The sequence below is a fragment of the Ethanoligenens sp. genome (assembly GCF_047718355.1).
GTDB lineage: Bacteria > Bacillota > Clostridia > Oscillospirales > Ethanoligenentaceae > Ethanoligenens.
Genome location: NZ_JBDNLG010000042.1, coordinates 1 through 22,992 on the forward strand (window position 1 = coordinate 1; position 22,992 = coordinate 22,992).

The following is a 22,992-nucleotide window of genomic DNA, read 5'->3' on the forward strand; positions in this document are numbered from 1 at the left end:
TGTATAGGTCATTTATGCATCTGAAATGGGAAAAATTTATATCACATCTCTATTTTGGAAATCTGCAGAAAACACATTTTTACTTTTCTACCATATAAAAATGCGCCTTTTTGTCATTTTAGTATTTCTACATTTCCTGCTTATCTGAATGCGGGTGACATACCGAAAACAGGAAGATCGATAAACGGCTGAAACGGGTGATGAAAATGGGCTACAAGGTGATGCTCACCACAGAGGGCACCTATCCCTTTCACAACGGGGGTGTCAGTATTTGGTGCGACCACATTCTACACCACTTAAAGGACGAGTTTGATTTTTCGGTTTACAGCATTATGATGAATCCGTTCATAACGCAGAAATTTACCCTTCCCAAGGAGGCTGCCCTCATCAAGGTTCCGCTTTGGGGTACAGAGGAACCCAGCGAGTATATTAACATTCCTTTCTCTAAGGCCTACCTGATTAAGAAAAACACGACACGCGGGGATATCCGTGAAAAATTCCTTCCTCTCTTTCAGGCATTGGTCGAAGAAGTGTTTTTCCCCGTAAAAAACCCGGCGCGCTTCGGGCAGACTCTGAAAGATTTGTATCTGTATTTTCAGGATCACGATTACAAAATTAGCTTTAAATCAGAAATGGTGTGGAATACCTACCAAAAACTTGTCACGCGGTTTACGGAGGGAACGGACAAGTCCCTCCCCGCGCCCGGAGCGTTTTCAATTATCAACAGCTTAAGCTGGCTGTATCGGTTCATGACCGTCCTCTGTACACCGCTGCCCCGCATGGATGTGACGCACTCGTCTGCCGCCGCATTCTCCAGCATCCCCTGTGTATTGGAGAAGCTGCTGTACGGCGTGCCGTTTCTCCTCACAGAACACGGTATCTATCTGCGGGAACAATATCTCTCGCTGTACCAACGTGGCTATCCTCCCTTCTTGGCGACACTTTTTATCCGGCTCGTGCAGTCCGTGGTTAGCCTCAGCTATCATTTTGCAGACCAGGTGTCGCCTGTGTGCAACTATAACACGCGGTGGGAAAGACGCTTCGGTGTGAAGCCACAGCATATCCAGGTTATTTATAACGGGGTGGACGGCACGCTTTTTTCCGGAATGCGCGCCGGGCAGTCCTCGGGTCATTCGCCCGGGCATACAGTGGTGAGCGTGGCTCGGATAGATCCGGTAAAAGACATCGAAACACTCTTGCGGGCGGCCGCCCTTGTCATCCGGCAGATTCCAGACGCACGATTTCTGGTTTATGGGTCCGTCACGGTTCCGGAATACTACCGGAAATGCCTGCAGCTTAAAGAAAGCCTTGGGCTGGGCGACCGGTTTGTTTTTGCAGGGCATTCCGACGATATGGCGGCCGTATACAGGCAGGCGGACATGGTGGCAATTTCCAGCATTTCGGAAGCATTCCCCTATGCGGCCATCGAAGCGATGATCGCCGGCAAAGCGGTAGCAGCCACCGATGTAGGCGGCGTGCCGGAAGCACTGGGCGGCTGCGGCGTTCTCGTTCCCCCGCGCAATCCGGAAAAGCTGGCGGAAGGCATTACCCGTCTGCTGCTTGACCCAGTACTGCGCACGTCGCTTGCCGAAGACGCCTCCGAGCGGGCAAACAACCGTTTCAACCTCAAAAATATGCTGAGTGCCTATTCAGCCTCCTACACCCGGCTGGCCACGCAGCAAAGCACATCGTAATACACGCGCGGGGAAAGAGGACTTCGTTTTAGCGAGAGGGGTGATTTTATGGTAACTGAAACAGATCCCCGTGTTGCATCCGGCAACATCACCATTCAGCAGCTCCTGCGTGAGGTGCTCAATAAAAGTGCCCGCCCGCAGAATAGCATCGAGATTGCCGCCATTTTGGAATCATTCGGCTGGAACGACGAACGCGCGGCATCCACCTTCGGTGCGGAGGATGTGTTTGAACTGGCGGACCAGCTATGGACAATGGCCGGGGATGGCTTGCAGCGAGAAACATATGCGCGGGAAAAAAAGCGCTCTCTCGGCGAACGTTTTCGGGTAATTGCCCAGAGCTTCATCCGGGGATTGATCTTCGCGCTGCCAATGGCGGTCTCCGTGGCCGCCATGCTTACGCTCCGCCTCTCGCTCTGGTCGTATTATTCTTTCAATGTAGAGATTGCCACCAGTATTGCGATTGGCACCATCCTCAGTTTTGTAGCGGTGGGCGGTTTCACGCAGGCGATTGCCCGGCGCGGCTTTTTTTACCTGAGCCAGGGGTTTTACAACATGGGCCGCCGCATCACCTTTTATCTGGTACGGGTAGGTTATGTCGCATCCGCCCTGGTGGGCGTGTGTTATCTGCTCACCAACCTGTTCTATCGGAATTTTACCATTGAGATGATGTTGATCACGGTGCTGTATTACGCATTTCTCTGTAGCAACTGGCTGTCCATTACCATCATGTATATTTTAAGGAAAGAATTCCACTTTGCGGCGATGATTACCGTCGGTATCGCAATTGTGGCCGTGCTGTTCTATGTTGTCGGACTCAATATCATCCTGTCGCAGGTGATCGCACTTTCCGTCCTTTCCGTCGTTGATTTTCTGTTGGCGGATTATTTCTTCCGGGAAGCCGAGCGTAAGGAGGAGCGCGGGATTGCACCGCCTATGCCCAAGCGTTCTGTGATGATTTATACCGTGCGTCCCTATTTTCTGTATGGTTTGCTGTATTTCGTGTTTATCTTTCTGGACAGGGTGCTGGCATGGTCGAGCAACAGCCAATTTTCAATGCCGTATATGATTTGGTTCCGCGGCGACTATGAACTGGGGCTGGATTTTGCGCTGTTGATGCTGTTGCTCCCTATGGGCCTGAGCGAGATTGTGGTCAGCAACCTGATGCGGCGGCTGGAAATTACCCAGAGAAACGCCTACAGCAAAGAAACCGACTCCCTGCGGAGCAAATATATCCGGGCTTATATAAAAAGCATGGTGCTCATAGCGGCCGGCGCGGTCATCAGCGCTGTGCTCATCATCTGGTTCGTTTGGTTCCTGCAACGCACCAATCTGGGCGATATCAGTAAGGTATATCAATTCTCTTCTGTCACTTACTTTGTATTCTATGTGGCCCTGTTTGGCTATGCGGTTCTATCCGTCGCGCTGGCCAACGCCGTAATCCTGTTCTCTATTTCGCAGCCCGGAAAAAGCAACTGGTCCATCGGCATCGCGCTGTTGGTGGACTTTCTCGTAGGCTTTGCCGCCAGCCGCTGGTTCGGGTATTACGACGCCGTGGTAGGGATGGCAGTTGGGTCCGTTGTCTTTTTGATTCTTACTACCTATCAGGTGTCTCGTGTGCTTCGGCGCTTGAATTATTACATTTACGCGACGCTCTGAAGGGGATGATGTGATGTACGCGAGTTTTTGGAATCAGTTTTACCAGATGAGCCACTATCTGGTTTCTTTCTGCATTTTATTTGTGCTCTTTCCGCTCGCGGCCTTTCTCAGGCCCAAGGGCGACCGTTTCGAGCTGCTTGCGCGCAACTATCTGAAAATGGTTTTTTTTGTGATTGCGGTAGGCTACCTGTTAGTGATTACTCAGCTGTTTGAGGTCATCGGCATCCTGCTTGCCATGTTCTGCCTGTGTTTGGCGCTTTTGTTGATTCATCGCTCCCTGCCGCGTATAAACCGGAAGCTGATTCGTCTGGTGGCCTATGTGTTCGACGTGGCGGATGAAAACCGCAGCTCTCGGCAGGATGTCTGCGGCCATTTCCGCGCACTGCAAAATGGCGTGAAACGCCGCCTGGCAAGGCTTCGCGCCCACCCCTCCGCCCTCCTTACGGTGGTTCTCTTTCTGGCGGTCCTTTTCTTCTCCTGCGGGCTGCGTTTTTACGATGCGTTTATCTACCCGCAGCCGAATATGTCCGACGGCTCCGTAACATTGTCGTGGATTAAACAGATCGACCTGCGCGAGCTGTTTGTCAATGGGATTTATCCGCAGGGCTTCTCTATTTATATGGCCAGCCTGCAGAAATTCGCCTTTATTGATGCGCTGTACATTCTGAAGTATACCGGTCCGTTCAATGAACTGCTCATCCTGTTGGGGATTTATTTCGTTGTTTCCCGTTTCACCGGGCGGAAGTTGCCCGGTATCCTCGCTATGGGGATCTACGGTCTCTGTTTCCGCTATCTTCCGAGTGAATATACACGGCAAGCCGCAACCAATTCTCAGGAATTTGGTCTGGTGTTTCTGCTGCCCACCTTATACTTTTACAAAAAATATCTTGATGAGGGCAACCGGACGAACTTGCTGGCCGCGTTCTGCGGCCTGGCTGTCACGGGGCTTGTGCATACCGTGGCGTTTGCATTCACCGGGGTGGGGGTGGTGCTGCTCACGGTGCTGTATCTGGCCGCGCATTTCAGGATAACCCTCCGCCGGGGAAAATGGGTCGTGCTTTCGGCGGTGGTGAGCATAATTCTAGCTGTTTCTCCGGCCGTGATCGGGCACTACATACTAGGCATCGCCTACTATGCCTCGTCACAGGATTATGCCCAAAGCTTCGCTCACTACGCCATCCGGGCGCTCACTGGACGGGAGTTCCTGATGGCGGGGATGCTCGTAATACTGCTCGCGGGAGCGGTGGTACTGTGTATACGCCGCCTCGACGCCAAAATGGGGGTACTGTTCTGCACCGTATTTGCCGCCGTATCCATGGCCGTTTATCTTGCGGGCGGGCATTTTACCGGCATAGGGGTGTTGGAAGACCGCTCCGGAGAGTTGTATGCACTGCTCATCGCGGTCACGGGCGGAATGACGTTATATGTTCTCTTTGGCCCGCTGCGAACACTTTGGGCAAGGCATGTGCTGGAACTCGGAGCCTGTATCGGGCTGGTGGGTGTCACCATAGTGTATATCCGCCCGCAGCCCATCATCCCCTATAAAATGATGAATCCCTATGCAGTGGACGAATATCTGTATATCAGTACGCACTATACGCCAACAGACTGGCTGATTGTTTCCTATGACGAAACCTATGATCTGGCCCTGTGTTCCGGTTTCCACCTGCTTACCGATGACTTTCTGAAACGCTTTAGCCCGGACAGTGAGTACCTCTATGACCGCACCACCAAAAAGAGTTATGTGCAACCGTACGTTTTCCTGTATTATGAAAAGAACTTGTATTACGACGGCGTGGAATCCACTACCTATACGTTGGCCAAGCGTCGGGAACACAACGCAGCGCTGAAAACCTGGGCGAACGAACATATGGCCAAATACTCCAACCTCACCGTCTTCTATGAGAACAGCGATTTTATGGTTTATAAATTAGATCAAAGCAAGGCTACCACAAAAAATATCATCAAATAAAAGGGGGATTCCGACGCGATGAAAACAGTTCTGATTACAAACGGGCAGCTGCGCAAATCCCTCTGCGCGGCACGTTCGCTGGGCGAAAAGGGCATCCGTGTGATCGTCAGCGAGGAAACCCGGATGAATCCCACCGCTTTTTCGCGGTATTGCAGTGCATTCGTCCGCTCCCCCAACGCGAAAAAGGAGCCGGAACGGTATCTGGAATGGTTGAAACGCACGACAGCAGACTACCAGTGCGACGCGGTGTTCCCTATGGACGACGATACGATGGATATCGCGGTGGCACATGCCGATGAGCTCTCATCCTGTTTTGCGCTGCCGGTACCCGGCAAAGAAAGCTACAAAAAGGCAAGGGACAAGCGTTTTTCCGTGCAGCTGGCAGAGCGTTCCGGCGTGCCCTGTCCGCGCACCGTACTCCCAAAAGAAGGTGCCAGTCTCCCCGAAACCGTTGCAGCTCTTGGGTACCCGCTCGTTATCAAACCGGCGGAAAGCTCTGGTTCTCGCGGCATCCGGATAGTGTGCACGCCGGAGGAACTACAGGAAAACGTGAAGACTATTGCGGAGGCGTACGGCCATCTGCTCCTGCAGGAATACATTCCACAGGGTGATCGTTACGACGTCTGCATGTTGGTAGGGCGGGACGGAGAAGTGAAGGCTTCCTTCGTGCAGAAAGAGCTGCGTCACTTTCCGCTAAAAACGGGGCCAAGCACCGTGCAGCAGAGCGTGACATACCCCGAACTGGAAGCATATGCCTTGCGCATGCTGGCCGCGCTGCCATGGTTCGGCATCATCGAGTTCGAATTCATGGTGGACCCGCGCGACGGCGTGCCGAAATTCATGGAAATCAATCCGCGGTTCTGGTGCTCACTCCACACAGCCGTCGCCGCCGGTGTGGATTTTCCGTTTCTCCTTTGGGAACTGGCATGTGGGAATAAGGTGACGCCAGTGCGTTCCTATCTGGAAGGTGTGACCGGGAGCTGGATTCTGCCCGGTGACACGCTGCATTTTCTGTTCAACAAAAATCGTTTTCGGATGGATCCGCCGTTTCTGGCAGGAAAGCGACACGGCGTTTCTGACGATATTCTCTCCCGGCGGGATCCTCTGCCTGCTCTCGGTTTTGTGCTGGCGTGTTTTCGTTATCTGTTCAGTGCGGAAGCATGGCAATTTATGTTTCGGAGGTGAGTTTAATGCAAAATGCCTTGACCGTCGATGTAGAAGATTGGTATCATACGCTGGATTTCCATTTCCCCATGGAGGAGTGGGGACAGTATGAAGACCGGGTGGAAAACAGCCTGCGCCGTCTGACCGACCTGTTTGACCGATATCATGTAAAAGCCACCTTTTTTGTTTTGGGCGTCATCGCTCAAAAGCACCCCCGAATGGTTGCGGAGCTGGCGGAACAAGGGCATGAGATTGGTTCGCACGGTTTGTGCCACCGTCTGGTGTATGACCAGGACGAGGCTGCGTTTCGGGAAGACGTCCGTTCTTCCAAGCAACAGCTGGAAGATATCATCGGACAGCCGGTGGAGAGCTTCCGCGCGTCCACGTGGTCGATTTCGAAAGATACGCTGTGGGCTCTGCGCGTGCTGGAGGAAGAAGGATTTCATTACGATTCCAGCATTCAGCCGTTCAAAACTTATCTTTCCGGCATCCAGGGCGCTCCGGTTTTCCCATTTCACCCTGCGCAAAACGGAAAGGCTTTCCGACTGCTGGAATTTCCGCCTACTACTTATACCTGCGGGAAGCTGGTAATGCCGTTTTCCGGCGGATTTTATCTGCGGGCCATGCCGCTGCCGGTGATCCGGCATTGCCTGAAGGCGGTAAACAAACGGCGGGAAGGTATGGTGTACGTTCACCCATGGGAGGTGGATACCGAGCAGCCAAGGCTGCGGGTACCGCCGCTCGTGCAGCTCTCACACTATTACCATATCGGTCATAACCTTGAAAAAGTGGAAAAGCTGCTCCAAACTTTTTCGTTCGTGCCCGTCCGCGAGCTGTTAAGGGACAAGCCGTACCCGTCGGTAGAGCTGTCCTCGTTGTAAGCGTAATTGAGGAGTGGGGTGCCATGTGAAAACACAATGGAAAAAATGGATAGCACCCGTGGTCAGGAACCGCTCCATTCTGGCGGTCGTGTTCATCAATATCCTTTTGGCTGCGGTAGCGCTGTTCAAGGACATTATTCTGGCCGCCTATTTGGGCACCTCCGCACAGGCAGATGCGTTCACGCTGGCATTTTTCATTCCCGATATGGTGGGCAACAACCTCGTTGCCGCCGCTGTCGGGGTCAGCTGTGTCCCCCTGTTTGCCCGGCTCCATCAAGATAAGCCTGCCGGACTGCGGAATTTGGTCATCGCCATCAATCTTCTTGTTTCGGGCGTAATGGTCATACTGGCGGTGCTGCTCTTCGGGTTCGGAGGACAGGTTGTCGCCTGGGTGGGGGCCGGTTTCCCAGCGGCAATCAAAGCCTCCTGCACCCGGCTGCTGCTCATTATGCTGCCCACGGTGCTCCTGTATCCACTCGCAGCCGTCGGTCTTTCCGTGCTGCAGGTGCGTGCGCGGTATCTCGGCAACGCATTTGCCCCGGTGCTGTTCAACGGGTTGTTTCTGGCCGGTATTGCAGGGTGTCTGGCTCTGCGCGTACCCATCGAAACAGGCGTATACATCATTGCCGTCTGCGTGCTGGCCGCCGAGGCAATTGTAGCGCTTTACATAGGGGTTCTGGTTATAACCTCCGGAGACCGGCAGCCCGCCGCACCATTCCGGGCGGGCGCTTTTTGCGAAGCGTACGGCACACTGCGGCTCTCGTTTGATTACGTCCTCATCCTGTTGTTTTCGCAGGGGGTGATGTATGTAGAACGTTTCTTGTTTTCACAGGCGGGGGAAGGCAGTGTTGCGGCGCTGAACTACGCTTATCGCATCGCACAGTTTCCTGTGTGGGTGTTTGCCTCGGCGGTGATGCTTGTCGTGTTCCCGCAGCTTTCCAGGGCTGTATCCGCTGATCCGGAAAGAGCGCAGGCCCTGCTGGGCAAAGCCGTCTATTATACGCTCTTGCTGAACATTCCCATTCTCATCGCGCTGTTTGTGCTGCGTGTGCCAATCGTTACCATCGTGTTTGAGCACGGCAGCTTTGGTGCCGCCTCTGTCCGAATTACGGCGAGCATCCTTGGCGGATACGCGCTGACCATCCTTGGACAAAGCTTCAGTGCAGTCATGATTCGCTACATCATCGCGGCGAACCGGACACGCCCCGCCGTATGGATTTACCTGACGACAGCTGTGGTTAACATCGCAGTGGATCTGCTGTTTGTCCGCATATGGGGCGTTTACAGCATCGGATACGGCAGTGCGTTGGCTTCGATATTGACGGTGGCGCTGTTGCTGCTCCACTTCCGGATGGGGACGCAGCTCCGGGCAGGCCTGCCCAAGCTTCTCACCGCCGGCCTTGCCAATTTGGCCATGCTGGCGATCTGTATACTTTGTCTCGTCCTGTGGAATTTTCGTTTTCACAATGCGGCTTTTCCAGCCAAAATACTGTTTGCCTTTTGTGGGGCGCTGACCGCGTGTGCAGTCTACGGTGCATCCCTAAAGGCGTGCACACGGCGGCGGGCATAGGGGAGGGAGAAACATGAAAAACGGTTTAATTATCATCCCGGCACATAATGAGGAGGAAAATATCCAAACCGTATTGGAAGATCTCCTCAAGCAGGACTTCGAACTTGATATCCTCGTGGTGAACGACGGCTCGACCGACGGGACGCGCGCGTGTGTGGAGCGTATCCCCGGCGTACAAATGATATCCCATATATTCAATCTGGGTTATGGTGCCGCCCTGCAAACAGGCTTCCAGTATGCCGTGAGAAATGGCTACACGTTCGTCGTGCAGTTCGATGCGGATGGGCAGCATGACCCGGCCTATATCCGTGCCCTGCTGGCGGCAGGTGACGCGGACATCGTCATCGGTTCGCGGTTCCTGCAAAAGAGTGAATATCAGGCGGGCGGCCTCAAAATGATTGCCATTCGGATGATGCGTTTGATGATCCGCTTCCTGACGGGTGTTTCTATAACGGACCCCACATCCGGTTTCAAGCGCCTTTCGCAGCGGACGCTTCAATATTACGCCGTTACATCCAATTTTCCGGCTGACTATCCGGATGCCAATCTCCTCATCAAGATGCTGCATAAAAAATACCGGGTGAAAGAGGTCCCTGTGAATATCCGTCCGCGCCTGCACGGCGAAACGATGCACTCCGGGTTAAAACCCGTTGCGTATGTCATCAATATTTTCATCAGCACAACGGTCGTTCTGCTGCGGGAATATTTCAGAGAGGAGAAATGAATTATGAGCATCGTCTTACGCACCATTATTCTGGTTCTCGGATTGTTTTACTTTATCAGTGTGTTCCATCTGCTGGTTCGCAAACAGATCAGTGAGCGCAATTCGATCAAATGGCTGATTGCGTCGGTGGTCGTGCTGATTTTTTCCGTTTTTCCCGGGATACTGGACCCTGTCGCCCGCCTTTGCGGAATCGACTACCCCCCCGCACTGCTTTTCTTAGCCGCCATTTTGATCCTGATGTTCATCACCTTCCGCGATTCGGTCACAATCTCCGTAATGAACGATCAGATTAAACAGCTGACACAATATATCGCGGTGCATGAAAGGGATTGGGAAGGCGACACGTCTTTCCTGGACGAACAAAAAAACGCCGGCTTTGCCGCGACAGGCACCTCTGGAAGAGAATCGCTGTAAACACCCCACACCACACGGGAGGTAATGAACGATGACAACCATACTATCGGCGGCCGGCCGTTTTATTTCGCCGCCTTTCATTGATTGGGCTTTTGCCATCGCGGCTCTTGCCGCGCTGCTCTTTCTGGTCTTTCTGGCCGTCAGCCGCTCCAAAGCGCATTTTTTAGCGGACAGGGAGCAGATGCTCTTTAGCCTGCTCCGCTCTTTTCAGCCGGAGGACGGCTTTGAGCGCAATCTCCTGCACGTGCTGGATGCACTGCAGGGATGGTTTGCGGCACCGTCTTATGCGGCATACAGGAAAGACGGCCGGCACGGCGTGTTCATTCTGAAAGCTGTCAAAGAGGAAAACATCGAGGTCGCCCGGCTGAACATCGGATATTCTCATCTGCTGCCCTATCAGAAGGAAACGTATTTTCTGCCCGCCACCCTTCCCTCCGAAATAATCCCCCAAACTCCGCAATTTCTGAGAGTGGGAAACGTGCCGCTGTACTTCATACCGGTAGATGAGAAACACTGCTTAGTGGCCGGACCGCTGAAGACGCTCCCACGTCGTACAGAACGGCTGCTTGCCGCTCTGCCGGAAATGCTTCGGGTGGTCATGGGCACGCTGCATGTGGTGGACACGCTCTCCGAACAGGTATCCGCATCTTCCATTTCCCAGCAGGCAGTACGTAACATTTCCCATTTTGTTACACACCGCCCGGCCCTTTTCCCTTGGATGCTGGACCTGACACAGCGCAGCCTTGATGCAGACGGAGGTATGCTGGTATCCGGGCAGAACGGGCGTTTGCGGATTGATGCCTTATATGGGCCCGATGCGGAAAAACAGGAGACCATCCGGAAAGACGAAGCGCTTCTCCCTTATCTCGACCGGCTGTTAGGCGAACAGGAAACTTACAGCACCCGAAATGAGGAGGCCGTGGTTGCGGGATTTCCGCTCGGCCTTACGGCAATCGGCGCGCAAACCCTCGTGCTGCAAAAGATTCCGTCCGAAACAGATCGCCGCTTTCTGGCACTCTGGTATACGGCGCCTTTCACCCTGCGGGATTATCAAAGCAAAGTGCTGCAGCTGATGGCGCGTCGCAGTTCCGATCTGTATCAGAGTCAGGAAGAGTTGGATCGTGCCTCTCATACCTATATCGAGATGTTGAAGCTGATTGCCCAGTTGGCCGATAATCTGCGCCCGAGCACTGTGGGAAGAAGCGAGCTGATGGAACGCTATGCATTTGCCACCGCAGTGGAGATGGGTCTGAGTGAGCAGGATTGCCGTGAAATCGCGCTTGCCGCCTATCTGAGTAACATCGGCATCGTGGGCATTTCGGAGGACATTGTGCGCAAACGCGGGAAATATACGGACACCGAGTCTGCAAAAATGCAATACCACGCGACAGCCGGGGCGGCAATCATCGAGGCCACTATTCAAAATCCAAGGATTGCTTCGTATATACGGCATCATCACGAGCGTGTAGATGGCTACGGCTATCCTGACGGGTTAAAAGGGGAGGAGATCCCGCTCGGGGCGCAAATTCTTTTCGCGGTGCAGACGTTTACCGCCAAGCTGATCTCCCGTGAATACCGCCCGGCGCTCCCGTTTGAGGACGCGGAAAACCAGATTCGCATCGCGGCAGGCACACAGTTGAATGAAAAAGTCGTCCGCGCCTTGTTAAGTTGGATCGAAAAAGCAGAAACGGTCGCTGCGGGGTACGATGGTTCGCTGATTCCCTGCCACAAGATGCGCGGTTCTCCCAAACAAGTGTGCCTGAATTGCCCGGCCTACCACTCGGAAAATCCCCGGTGCTGGGAAAACGGCAAGGTAAACTGCTCCGGGCACGGAGACGACTGTGAGCACTGCTTTGTATATACAGAGTACCAGAAGCGCACCACCCGCAATGGAGCGACGCATGATTGACCGCAGGGCCCGGTTTTTCGATGCGCGCCGCTTTGTCGTCTATTACGGGCAGGGAAACGAGGAACAGCTTGCGCCGTATGATATTGTGATTGCAGAGCCCGCGGGTCACGACGAGGCCGGCGTGCGCGCCATGCGTTCGCAGGGCGCGGCCGTACTGGCATATCTGAGCATCCTGGAGGTCGGTCCGCACATGCCGATGTTCCGTACCCTGCACGAAACGGATTTTCTCTGGCAAAATGGCAGCCCGATGCAAAACGAAGCCTATCGGAACCGTATCGTCAGGCTGGAGTCGGACACAGTGCGGACGCTGCTTCTCCGTCAGGCGGAAATGTTGCTGCAGCAATACGATGGCCTCTTTCTTGATACCGCGGCAGATTTGGAATATCTGCCGTTTACAGCAGAAAACCGCGCACAAACCGTCGAGGCGCTTCTGCTCTTTCTGAAAACGCTGCGTAGGCACTTCCCCGGGTGCCTGCTTGTACAGAACAACGGTCTGCTTGGCCTGCACCGCCACACGGCTAGCCTTGTCGACGGATTCACCTGCGAAAACCTTTTGCCGCTGCCCGGGTCATATTACCGGCCTGTCCGCTTTTTTCAGGCAGCCCATCTAAAACGGACGCTGCGGAGTCTGCGCGCTGTGGGTCTTCAGGTCCTTCTCCTGTCAAACAGGGAGGACCCCGGCCTACAGCGTTTTGCCGGACGAAATGGATTTCCCCTCTATGTGAGTGCAGATTATACCCGGCTTATCTGAAATCGACGGCGGGAGATTCTTTTGCTGTATAACAGCCGGCCGCCGGCCAGCAATGATCTGAAGTGTAGGATGCCCGCAACGATCTTCCAATCCAGCCCTGCACCTGTTCGTGTGTTTTACACAAATATTACAAGCCTCATTCATTTCTGCTCTTTTTTGGACAAGAATTAGATATACAATAGATGTTGATATATGGAATCAACAGAAAAATAGCTGGTTCTTAAACCTAAAGCAGATGTGGTGAGAATATTGAAACAGAATATAAAACGAGATAAATATGTTGCGCTGCAGAAAGGCACTGTGATTGCCATTCTGACCGGCTTTTTTGTTTTGCTGGTCGTATTACTCAATCGTACAAACGTCGCGAAAGGTCTTGGACAGGCGGGCAGCATGCAGGTGCAGTATGAGCACGCTACGGTTTTAAAGATAACGCAACAGTCTCTGAAGAAAGACCCGGACACGGGATATCAAAATGGAACACAGATGCTTCAAATTCGCATTGACAGCGGGAAGTACCAAAGCAACGTCCTCACGATTAAAAACTATTTGAGCAATTACAGCAATGTTGTAGCAACGCAAGGGGGAACGCTGGTTGTCCGTGTCAGCGGCTTAGAGCAAAAACCCGACGTGGCGGTTTTCTCATATTACCGCGCCCCGTATATTTATGCATTGATCATCTTGTTTTTCATTGTTTTAAGCATTGTGGGCGGACGACGCGGGATACGTTCAGCAGCCAGTTTGGTCGTTAGCTTCTTGTGCATCTTGTTCATCTATATTCCATCGGTACTGCGGGGCGCTTCTCCGTTGTTGATGGCACTCATCATTGCGGGCTATATCACGTTAGTCAGCATGATTTTTTTAAGTGGATTCAGCCGCAAAACATGGACTGCAATCATCGGGACTCTTGCAGGGGTGCTGTTTTCTGCCGGAATTGCGGTGCTTTCCGGTGCTTTGATGCATTTGAATGGGTTTAATTCGCCGGAATCCGAGACACTTATTCAGCTTTCTGGCCTTGCCAAAATACAGGTAGGAGGCGTCCTGTTTGGCGGCATCATCATTGCCGCCCTGGGCGCCATCATTGATATTGCTGTCTCTATTGCCTCCTCCATGGATGAGTTGAACCGGCATGCTCCTGACATGGGCACCCATGCCTTGTTTGCATCCGGAATGAACATCGGGCGCGATATGGTGGGTACGATGGCAAATACGTTGATTTTAGCGTTTGCAGGCTCCTCCATGATGGAGCTATTGCTGATCGTATCCAATAACATCCCATACAATCAGCTGTTGAATACCCCCTGGATCGGTATCGAAGTGATTGAGAGCCTTTCGGGCAGTATCGGTGTGATTTTGACGGTTCCGTTGATCGCATATATCGGTGCAAAATTGATTCCGGTATTATCCGTAAAAGAAAAACCAAAAAACGTATTTGTCTCTTTTGCTCGTCAGAAAAAGCCATTTTAGTGTTTCTGATGGCCAAAAATAGAAAATCGACTTGAGGAGAAAGTTAAGAGGAGGAAATTAGTATGCCACAATGTCAATTTCCCAAGGCAAAACGTATCCTGGCGGCAGTGCTTTCCTGCAGTGTAGTTGCATTCTCGTTCGGTATCGCACAATATGCATCCGCAGACAGCACACCATCATCACCATCAACCGCAGGCAGTATTCTACAGGTGGATTTTCAAGACAAGACATGGAATGACCAATCTTCCTACCATACGGTGGCCACCGCACAGGGCAATCCCCAGGTCGTGTATGATAGTGCCCTTCAACGGAATGTTCTGTCGCTGGATGGCAGCAGCTATATTAACTATGCACTCAACAGTACGCAGTTATCCGCCATCACCAACCAGTTTACGATGGAAGCCATGTTTAATATGGACAGCATGACCACGCCACAGGCCGAAGGCATCTTCGAGAATATGGAAAGCGGCGGCATTGGTATTGAATACAACAACAGTACCAACAGTACATGGCTTAGCAAGGGTTACGCCCGCATCGGCGGAAAGTATGCCGACAACGGCCCCGCCATCCAGTATGGTCAGTATTATTACCAGACCGTCACGTACAATGGCAGTGAGTTGGATGTTTATTTGAACGGGCAGTTGGCCAACAGCATCACGGGTTTGAGCGGGTCTGTTGCCTATAATACAGCCGTTGCTATGTGTCTGGGAGGAAACCCGACCACCACCGGCACGGCTACCAATATCTTTAAAGGAAAAATTGCTTATGCCAATCTTGAAGGAAGCGCCATCAGTGCGGATCAAGCGGCAAAAGACTACAATGCCTTTATGAATCCTTCATCCGGTTCGTCAAGTACCTCTTCCGGCAGTTTACCCTCCAGTTCCGGTAGCTCGTCCGGAGCTTCTTCCAGCGGAGCCGGTAATACGGCGGGCAATCTAAAGGTGGGCGTACTAAGCGATCTGCATCTGGCAGTAGATCAGAATACAGTGGGCGGCGACGACATCAATGACGCAGAGCGTGAGACTCATCTGCGCAATGCTCTCAACTACTACAAGCAGCAAGGAATCACCTTGTTGGTGCTGGACGGCGATATTGCCGATCATGCACAGCCGGGCGGATACGCAGTCTTCGCGCAAATTTTCAGTGAGATATTCAACGACCCCAAAACAGCGCCGCAGATTCTGGCAACCATGGGTAACCATGATTATTACCTGACGTGGAACGGACTGGGGACAGCCGATCAAGAGCGGACCAATTTCATTGCCTGCATGAATCAAAGCAGCAACTTCACCACGACAACCGTAAACAACGGTTCCAATTCTAACAACAATGTGGAAGTAGTCAATGGGTATTATTTCATTGGCTTGAGCACCGAGGGCGGCGATTTTGCCGGCGATTTCACTCAACCGTCTCTGGACTGGTTAAAGCAGCAATTGGATGCCGCTGTTAAAGCGGACCCCACCAAGCCGATTTTCGTCGCATTCCATCAGCCGGTATATAACACCCTGATTTCCAGTGACCAGGAAACCGCTGCACTGGACAGTGTGCTAAAAAATTATCCGCAGGTCGTTGAGTTTTCGGGGCACACACATTCCCCACTCGCCGATGAACGCAGTATCTACCAGAAAGATTATACCAGTGTCGGCACTGGCGTATTATACTATGTTGGCGGTATGCCCAACATCAATTATATCCCTGATAAATACGATTTTGCCAATGGCCTTTTGCTGAATGTGAGCAGCAGTCAGGTGGATATCCAACGCTATGATTTCCACAACAATCAACCGATCAAAAATGACTGGGTCATCAATGCGCCGTTCGGTGATAAAAGCAAATTTGCTTACACCGATGCACGCACCCAGAGCCGCACCGCCCCCAGTTTTGCCGCGGGCACCACGATTTCCCTGGCGAATGTCAGCCCAACCCTTGCTACACTGAACTTCAATTCTGCACAGGACAGTGATTTTGTTTATTCGTATGAAGCCAAGGCAGTGGATACGGCAACTGGTGCAACGGCGGCCGACCTCACCGTTCCTTCGGATTTTTATTTAAACATCAATAAAATGTCGTCCACTCAGTCCATGACCATTTCCGGCCTGATACCCGGACACACCTACAAAATCAGTGTATATGCGGCGGAATCTTTTGGCTTGCAGAGCACGCCATTGACAACCACACTGACTACCCCCGCAGATAGCCAAGCGGGCCAGAGTGTTTTAAAAGTCGATTTGTCAGATGGTACGGCGAACGACCAGTCTTCGTTCCATACGCAGGCGAAGAATTACGGCACACCGCATATTGTAACCGACCCAAGCATTGGCCGTAAAGTTATCGCGTTGGACGGGCGATACAATGCGGTGAACTATTACTTAAACGACACGCAGCGCGCAATGGTTAGCCACGCGTTTACATTAGATGTTGTGTTTAAAATGAACACTCTGCAGTCCCAATACATTATGGATAACCTGGAAACCGCCGGTTTTGGCCTGGCAGCGAGTGCAAACGGCACCGTGACAGGCACGGCATATATCAAAGGCGGATACAAGACACTGACAGCCGGCGCGTTGAAAGTAGGGCAATACTACAACCTTACCGAAACTTATGACGGAGACAAACTTCGTGTTTATCTAAATGGCCAACTTATCCAAACCAGTGCAGACCTGAATGGTACCGTGCTGCAAAATTTAGAAGTGCCCATGCAGCTGGGTGGTAATCCTTATCCGGCATATGGCGAGCCGACTTCTCCCTTTAATGGCAACATCGCGTATGCAGACATCGAAAGCAACGCTCTGTCAGATGCGCAAATCGCACAGAATTATGCAAGTCGGGCTGGATGGATCAGCGGTCAGCCGGTTTCCGCAGCGAATGCACCAGCGCAAAGTGGCGCCGGCTCCTCCACCATGCCTGTATTTATAAGTGCCATCAACCCGAACGATATCAATCGTTCGGCCATGTACCCAGACGCAGGCAGCAATCAAATCATGGAATATGTAGAGCTCTACAACAGCTCAAATAGTCCGGTTGATATCAATAACAGTTGTAACCTGTATTATGATTCCAGTGCTACCGCTTCTGGTTCCACCTCCTCCAGCCGTAAACTGCTGACGGTCACCGCAGATGGAACTTCCAAAACGGGTATAACTATCCCGGCGCACTCCGCAGCAATTTTGTGGGACAAGCGCGTGCCCAGCTCATCGGTTTCGCTTGGCAGCGCAGCCAACTTTTCTACAACAGACGTCAGAAACACGTTGGGGATTCCGGCCAATATCCCCGTTTTTGTCGTGCAAGGCGCCAACGGATGGGGAAACTCCGCTGATGGTATTATTCTGCAAGACAAAAACGGAAATGAAATTTCATCTTATTATTACACATCCAGCGATGTTTCAGGGGGTTGTGTGCGGCTGCGTGTTCCGGCCGCCGGTACCGCGATGACACCATTTATGCAGGCCGCACCGTTGACACCCGGTCTGGTTGACCCCGAACAATACAGCGGAGATACGACCGCCCCCTCTATTTCCAATGTATCCGATTCCACCATCAAATACCAGTCCAGTGCAAACATTTCCGCAACCGTTACCGATAACACACAGGTTTCTTCTGTTTCCTTGTATTATCGTACAGATACCGGAGCAAATACTCCTTTCACCCCGTTGAGCATGACACAAGGTAGCGGTACTACTTGGTCTGCAACGTTGGATTCGGCATTCTTAACAAGTAATACGCTGCAATATTATGTCGCTGCCAGTGACGGATACAATACGTCTTCCACACAAAACCAACCGACCACGGTTTTGGTGGAAGATGCGGTCCAAAATGTAGTGGATCTTATCAACGCTATTGGCACGGTGCAGAATACAACGGCTTCTCATGATGCCATTATCAACGCACGCACGGCTTATAATGCATTGCCTTTATCACAGCAAGCTCAAGTATCGAATTACAACACACTGATTGCGGCGGAAAATGCATATGCGGCGCTGAACAGTTCCAGCAATTCGAGCAGTTCTAGTAACTCCGGCAGTTCCAACAATTCGGGCGTATCAAGTAACTCCAGTAGTTCCAGCAATTCGGACGTTTCAAGTAACTCCAGCAGTTCTACTTCGACGGGAACAGGTGGAGTTTCTGCAACAGGTTCCGCGACCGGCAGCATCGCGTCTTCCAATGCTTCAACCGATACAAAGGCCGCCAACCCTTATACAGGAAGCGGAGAGGCTGCACCTGTCGTTCCGATTGTTGTGATGGTTGGCATAGCCGCTCTATCCCTTCGCGTTTTCAAAGCGAAAAGGAAGAATTGAGACGGGCGGCCTCGTCTTCTCTACATTTCACTGGGTGTGTTATGATCAAAGCAAGTCTTTTGCTGCAAGTTGTAATTACCAATTAGCTTGTTGCCAGCAAAAATGAGAATCGCAAAAACCACCTTCGGTTATAGATTTTATCCTATAACCGAAGGTGGTTTTATTAGGTCTTTTTTCCTGAGAGATTCAACTTGGGCTGTGTTTGTATTTGCGTACAACCCGGCTCTTGTTCCATTTGCAAATTAGATATGCGGCCAACAAAACCGTATACAGGCCCAACCGCAGCCAATTGCTGTCTGATGACAAAAGGACGACACAAATGGCATGCGCAAAAATCAAAACATAAAATAGATACGCCCATTTTTGCAGCTTTTTCCACGAGATTGCGCGCATCTTTTGACGGATTTTTTTGAAGGATGTGATAAAGAGCGGCAGCATCACCGCAAACGCGGCTACTCCTGCAAGCAGGTAACCCGCATAGAGCGCCAAAACCTTGCCCCGCATATTTAAGATAAAGTGCAGCGACGAAATGATGTTGATCAGGTAAAGAACCACATGTGGCAAAACCAGAATGCAGGCGATAATCGACAGCTGTGCGCGGATGCGCAGCAGGCGCTGTACTCCCTTCCGTCTGGGGTTCAAAGCGCCAGCAAACATCACCAGAATGAAGAACGCAAACGAAAGATACCCGTTAAACGAAACAGTCTGAAGGATGCCCAGCACGCCCGGAGCAAGCGTCCGGGTCAGATCATGATATACCACAGATATGGACGTCAACACTGCAATCACACCGGACAAAAAATACCAGAGTGCCGGATGACGCTGAATAGAACCGCTGCACAAAAGAGACAGCGCTGTGATCACCACAACGGGAACCAGTAAAAGCATAGACGTAACATCCTCCGAATATCGAAATTACGTTTCAGTAAAAAGAACGTAATGCCGGTCTGTGGCACATCCCGTTATTTGCGTTTGCGTAGCACAGCCGTGAAAACAGCCGCACTCGCTATCCCGATGAGCCCGTACAGTGATACGGTGCCCGATGCAAACCCGGTTTCTGGGTTTTTCACCACCGTGCTATCAACTGTTTCAGGCGCCGCTTTGTCGGCTTGCGCTGTGTCAGAAACCATCGCCTCTTGCGACGTAGCATCCGACACGGTGCTTTCGGGAGCCGCCGGAGCGGAGACATATTTTATGCTGCTGAGCTGTGCAAATTCCTCCCCGAATGTGCCCGGAACTACGGTGAGCGTCAGATTGGGGTCGTCCGAAAAGGCGGAAATGCCGATATCCTGCACGCTGGCGGGAATGTTCACACTGGTCAGGGTTTCACTGTCGCAAAGTGCATAGCTGCCAATCTTAGTGACGCCTTCCGGAATGACAATTTTGGTGGCCTTTGTGCCATAAAACAAGGTGGTGTTAAGGGCGGTGGTACCACTGGGAATTGTAATTTCCGTATCGGAACCTTTATAATCCACCAGAATATGATTGACCACAACAAAATCAGGCTGGGCATCGTACCAGAGCGTCTCCGTGAAGACACCGTCCCCCAGACTGGTCAACGTGGAGGGAAAGTTGATTGTACGCAGATTTTTGCACCCGTTAAACGTAAAGCGGCCGATGGATTCCACACCGGAAGGAATGGTTACACTGGTGATTTTTTCATTGCCTTCAAATACGGAATCTCCCAGGCTGGTCACGCCGGAAGGAATGGTAAGTACCGTGTCGTCGCCCTGATAACCGATCAGCGCCCCGAACATCACGACGTAATCCCCGTAATGACTTTTTTGCCAAGGTGTCTGTGCAAACGCTCCGCCGTCGACCTTGGTCAGTGTAGACGGCAGATTGATCGTACTCAAGGACGTGCACCCCCAAAACATCCACGAACGCAGCTCCGTGATACCATTGGGGATGGTAATGCTCGTAAGGCTCGTGCAATCTTCAAACGAACCGCGCGCCAAATCGGTAAGACCGGCGGGCAAGACGACGTTAGTCAGTTTGCTGTCTCCCCAGAACTGGAAATCGCCTATGCTGGTCAGCGTAGAGGGAAGACTGATTGTTTTTAGGTTCACGCACTGCGAAAACGCATAATCGCCAATACTGATTACGCCCTCGGGTAAAACGATGCTGGCTACTGTTTGATTTTTATAAAAGGCGCTGCTTCCAATGGATGTCACCCCGGCCGGAATGACCACTGTGCTATCCGCACCGGTGTACTGCTTCAGCACACCCTGCTCAATGACAAAATCAGAAGAGTTGCTTTTTGTGCCCGAACTGGAGCTGCCGTCGGCAAACGCTGTGACCGGCAGGGCAATCGCAACTGCCAGAGCCAAAGCGGCTGCCAAAATTTTTTTGTGAAGCGTCTGTGCCAGACTGGTTTTGTTTCCTGTGTTCATTTTCTTCCATCTTCTTTCTTTGTAAATTATCCTTGTATTTTCAAAGCGGAATCCGTCTCCGTGCAGCTCGTGCGCCGTATCCGCCGGGCGAGCATCAGTCAATCCGGTGCGCCATGTGTCCGCGTGCGGACGGCATGGTCCTGTTATGGGAAGGTATATCCTTTTTCTGTTCCCTGAAATTCAAATTTATCGGAGATACCCGACGTGCATACCACGTTCTTTTGGTCCGTTACAAAAACAGCTTCAAAATTTCCCGCCTGCCGCTGAAAGTCCAGTCCTTTTTCCAGACCCATGGAAAACAGCGCGGTGGAAAGCGCATCGGCTCGCGTGCCATTGTCAGCGATCACCGAAACCGACCGCAGCCCGCTGCGCAGCGGGTAGCCTGTCCGCGCATCGAGCAGATGATGATAGCGCACGCCGCCCTGCTCAAAATAGCGCTCGTAATCTCCTGAGGTAATCACATAGGCATCACGCACGTGCACGATGCCGAAATAATCATCGGGATGGTCGACATCCGCAATTCCAATCGGCCAGTCGCAGCCGTCCGGCCGCTTCCCCAGCACAGCGACATTGCCGCCAAGCGATATGTATGCGGAACGAATGCCCAAGGCTCTCATCTGCTCCATCACCTTTTGGGATGCAAAGCCTTTTGCAATGCCGCCCAGATCCAGCTTGACGCCGTTTTTGTGCACGACAAACCGATTGCCGCCGCGGTATTCCACCGCATTGTAGTCGCAAAGCGCGAGCGCCCGGCGAATATTCTCCGGGTCCGGTATGGTTTCTGCGCCGCTGCCAGCCTGCCAAAGCATCGCCAGCGGCGCGATAGCCGGGTTAAACGCCCCTTCCGTCAGCCATGCGAAATAAAGCGCCTGACGCACGACGTCGGCGGTGTCCTCCAGCAGCTTTACTTCGGCTCCCGAAGCGGCCGCGTTCAAACGAGAAAAATCGCTTTTCGGGTCGTAAAGGGACAGCAGCAGATTGAGGCGGTCGATGATCTTGATGCCTGCCGCAACCGCATCCTTTGCGCCGGCGCCGTAGGCGCTCAGATACATCACGGTGTCCATTGAAAAAATTGTTGCCTCATGGGCGGCCGGCGCCGTCATTCGGTTAAATAATTTTCTGATCATCGGTTTATGCTTTCGCTTTCGCCAGTGCATTTGCCACTGCACTCTTCACGGCGTTAGAGGAGTAGGTCGCGCCCGATACGCCCGTCACATTGGCGCTCTGCTGATTGACGAACCGTTGCAGAACATATTTCTTAACCTGAGACACATAAGCCTCGTCATCCTGGTAGGAATCGATCGTGACGCTGGCAATGCGGTCGTTCGTGATGGTAACGGAAACGGTGACCACATCGCGATACCCTTTGTCGCCGCTGGCGGTGTAGATGCCGTCCGCTTTATAGGTTCTCTGCACAGTGGAAACCACCGCTGGAGCAGAGCTCACCGGCGCGGCCGAACTTGCGGGTGCGGCAGGTGTGCCGTTTGCGGTGGTGTTTGCGGCAACAGTGTTGTTCGCGGCGTTGTTGTTGGCAGTCGTCGTGTTGTTTGCGGCGGCCGTACTGTTTGTCGCCGTGCTTTTGGAGCTGGTTTTCGCACTTTGGCTGACCGAAGACGCAACGGCGGTGTCCGGTGTGGAAGCCGCGTCCGGCATACTGGACATGTCGCCGGAAACAGCGGATTCGGTGCTGGATGTGTCGCTGGAAACCGCGTGTTCACTGGAGCTGGGTTGAGCGCTGACGGCGGCCTTTGCGGGCGATTTTTTGCAGCCGGTTACCTGAGACGAAATGGTTGCTGCCAGGGCCGTTGCCAATAGGATCTTCGGCCATATCATCTGTTTTTTAGGTTCCATTTTTCTCCCCTTCATCTGTGTTTCCTGTCTAAACTACCCGGCAAGCACCGGGTTGACGAATGAATCTATCTTGAAACGCAGACCGGAATGAAAGCATTCCTGTGCGTGGTGGACATCTCATAGCCCATTTGTTAGCATTTTCAAACAAATAGATCCAATTGTTGTTGTTTCGCTCAGCATCGGTGCTAGCCGGCGATTTTGCACGCATTACAGTGCTGATAAGTTAGTTCTGTCAAACTTTGAGAGCATAAGTT

17 protein-coding genes are annotated in these 22,992 nt (G+C 52.3%); 13 read left to right on the forward strand and 4 right to left on the reverse strand.

What is annotated here, in order from left to right; translation table 11 throughout:
• Positions 1-206: 206 nt before the first annotated feature.
• The 12 genes from pelF (at position 207) to ABF463_RS07965 (ending at position 18,494) form a co-directional block, all read left to right on the forward strand.
• Entirely contained in the window at positions 207-1,694 is a 1,488-nt protein-coding gene (pelF, locus tag ABF463_RS07910; protein WP_415533050.1) for a GT4 family glycosyltransferase PelF, read from the forward strand.
• Positions 1,695-1,742: 48 nt separating this feature from the next.
• Entirely contained in the window at positions 1,743-3,350 is a 1,608-nt protein-coding gene (locus ABF463_RS07915) for a hypothetical protein (protein WP_415533051.1), read from the forward strand.
• Positions 3,351-3,363: 13 nt separating this feature from the next.
• Entirely contained in the window at positions 3,364-5,322 is a 1,959-nt protein-coding gene (locus ABF463_RS07920; protein ID WP_415533052.1) for a hypothetical protein, read from the forward strand.
• Between the two features lie 18 nt (positions 5,323-5,340).
• A complete protein-coding gene (locus tag ABF463_RS07925) occupies positions 5,341-6,507 on the forward strand; it encodes an ATP-grasp domain-containing protein (RefSeq protein ID WP_415533053.1) in 1,167 nt (388 codons plus the stop codon).
• A 5-nt stretch (positions 6,508-6,512) separates the two neighbouring features.
• A complete protein-coding gene (locus tag ABF463_RS07930; RefSeq protein ID WP_415533054.1) occupies positions 6,513-7,367 on the forward strand; it encodes a DUF3473 domain-containing protein in 855 nt (284 codons plus the stop codon).
• A 25-nt stretch (positions 7,368-7,392) separates the two neighbouring features.
• Positions 7,393-8,937, forward strand: a complete 1,545-nt coding sequence (murJ, locus tag ABF463_RS07935) for a murein biosynthesis integral membrane protein MurJ (protein ID WP_415533055.1) — start codon at positions 7,393-7,395, stop codon at positions 8,935-8,937.
• A 13-nt stretch (positions 8,938-8,950) separates the two neighbouring features.
• Positions 8,951-9,661 (forward strand): glycosyltransferase family 2 protein, encoded by a 711-nt coding sequence (locus ABF463_RS07940; RefSeq protein ID WP_415533056.1) that lies wholly within the window; start codon positions 8,951-8,953, stop codon positions 9,659-9,661.
• Positions 9,662-9,664: 3 nt separating this feature from the next.
• Positions 9,665-10,075, forward strand: a complete 411-nt coding sequence (locus ABF463_RS07945; protein ID WP_415533057.1) for a DUF2304 domain-containing protein — start codon at positions 9,665-9,667, stop codon at positions 10,073-10,075.
• 31 nt (positions 10,076-10,106) lie between these two features.
• Positions 10,107-11,984, forward strand: a complete 1,878-nt coding sequence (locus tag ABF463_RS07950; protein ID WP_415533058.1) for an HD-GYP domain-containing protein — start codon at positions 10,107-10,109, stop codon at positions 11,982-11,984.
• Positions 11,977-12,735, forward strand: a complete 759-nt coding sequence (locus ABF463_RS07955) for a hypothetical protein (RefSeq protein ID WP_415533059.1) — start codon at positions 11,977-11,979, stop codon at positions 12,733-12,735. Before ABF463_RS07950 ends, ABF463_RS07955 begins: the two co-directional genes overlap by 8 nt.
• A gap of 249 nt (positions 12,736-12,984) precedes the next feature.
• Complete coding sequence (locus ABF463_RS07960; protein ID WP_415533060.1) at positions 12,985-14,199, forward strand: YibE/F family protein; 1,215 nt, start codon at positions 12,985-12,987, stop codon at positions 14,197-14,199.
• Positions 14,200-14,261: 62 nt separating this feature from the next.
• Positions 14,262-18,494: a LamG-like jellyroll fold domain-containing protein gene (locus ABF463_RS07965; protein WP_415533062.1), complete on the forward strand. Its 4,233-nt coding sequence runs from the start codon at positions 14,262-14,264 to the stop codon at positions 18,492-18,494.
• 186 nt (positions 18,495-18,680) lie between these two features.
• On the opposite strand, the gene ABF463_RS07970 is transcribed toward ABF463_RS07965, so the two are convergent.
• The 4 genes from ABF463_RS07970 to ABF463_RS07985 all read right to left on the reverse strand — a co-directional run bounded on the left by ABF463_RS07970 (position 18,681) and on the right by ABF463_RS07985 (position 22,303).
• A complete protein-coding gene (locus tag ABF463_RS07970) occupies positions 18,681-19,382 on the reverse strand; it encodes a ferric reductase-like transmembrane domain-containing protein (protein WP_415533064.1) in 702 nt (233 codons plus the stop codon).
• A 74-nt stretch (positions 19,383-19,456) separates the two neighbouring features.
• Positions 19,457-20,887 (reverse strand): leucine-rich repeat domain-containing protein, encoded by a 1,431-nt coding sequence (locus ABF463_RS07975; protein WP_415533065.1) that lies wholly within the window; start codon positions 20,885-20,887, stop codon positions 19,457-19,459.
• A 143-nt stretch (positions 20,888-21,030) separates the two neighbouring features.
• Positions 21,031-22,014, reverse strand: coding sequence for an FAD:protein FMN transferase (locus tag ABF463_RS07980; RefSeq protein ID WP_415533066.1), 984 nt, complete (start codon positions 22,012-22,014; stop codon positions 21,031-21,033).
• Positions 22,015-22,018: 4 nt separating this feature from the next.
• Positions 22,019-22,303, reverse strand: coding sequence for an FMN-binding protein (locus tag ABF463_RS07985; protein WP_415533067.1), 285 nt, complete (start codon positions 22,301-22,303; stop codon positions 22,019-22,021).
• 1 nt (position 22,304) lies between these two features.
• Here ABF463_RS07985 and ABF463_RS07990 point away from each other — a divergent pair, with 1 nt between their 5' ends.
• On the forward strand, positions 22,305-22,619 hold the full coding sequence (locus ABF463_RS07990; RefSeq protein ID WP_415533069.1) for a hypothetical protein: 315 nt from the start codon (positions 22,305-22,307) through the stop codon (positions 22,617-22,619).
• Positions 22,620-22,992: the final 373 nt, after the last annotated feature.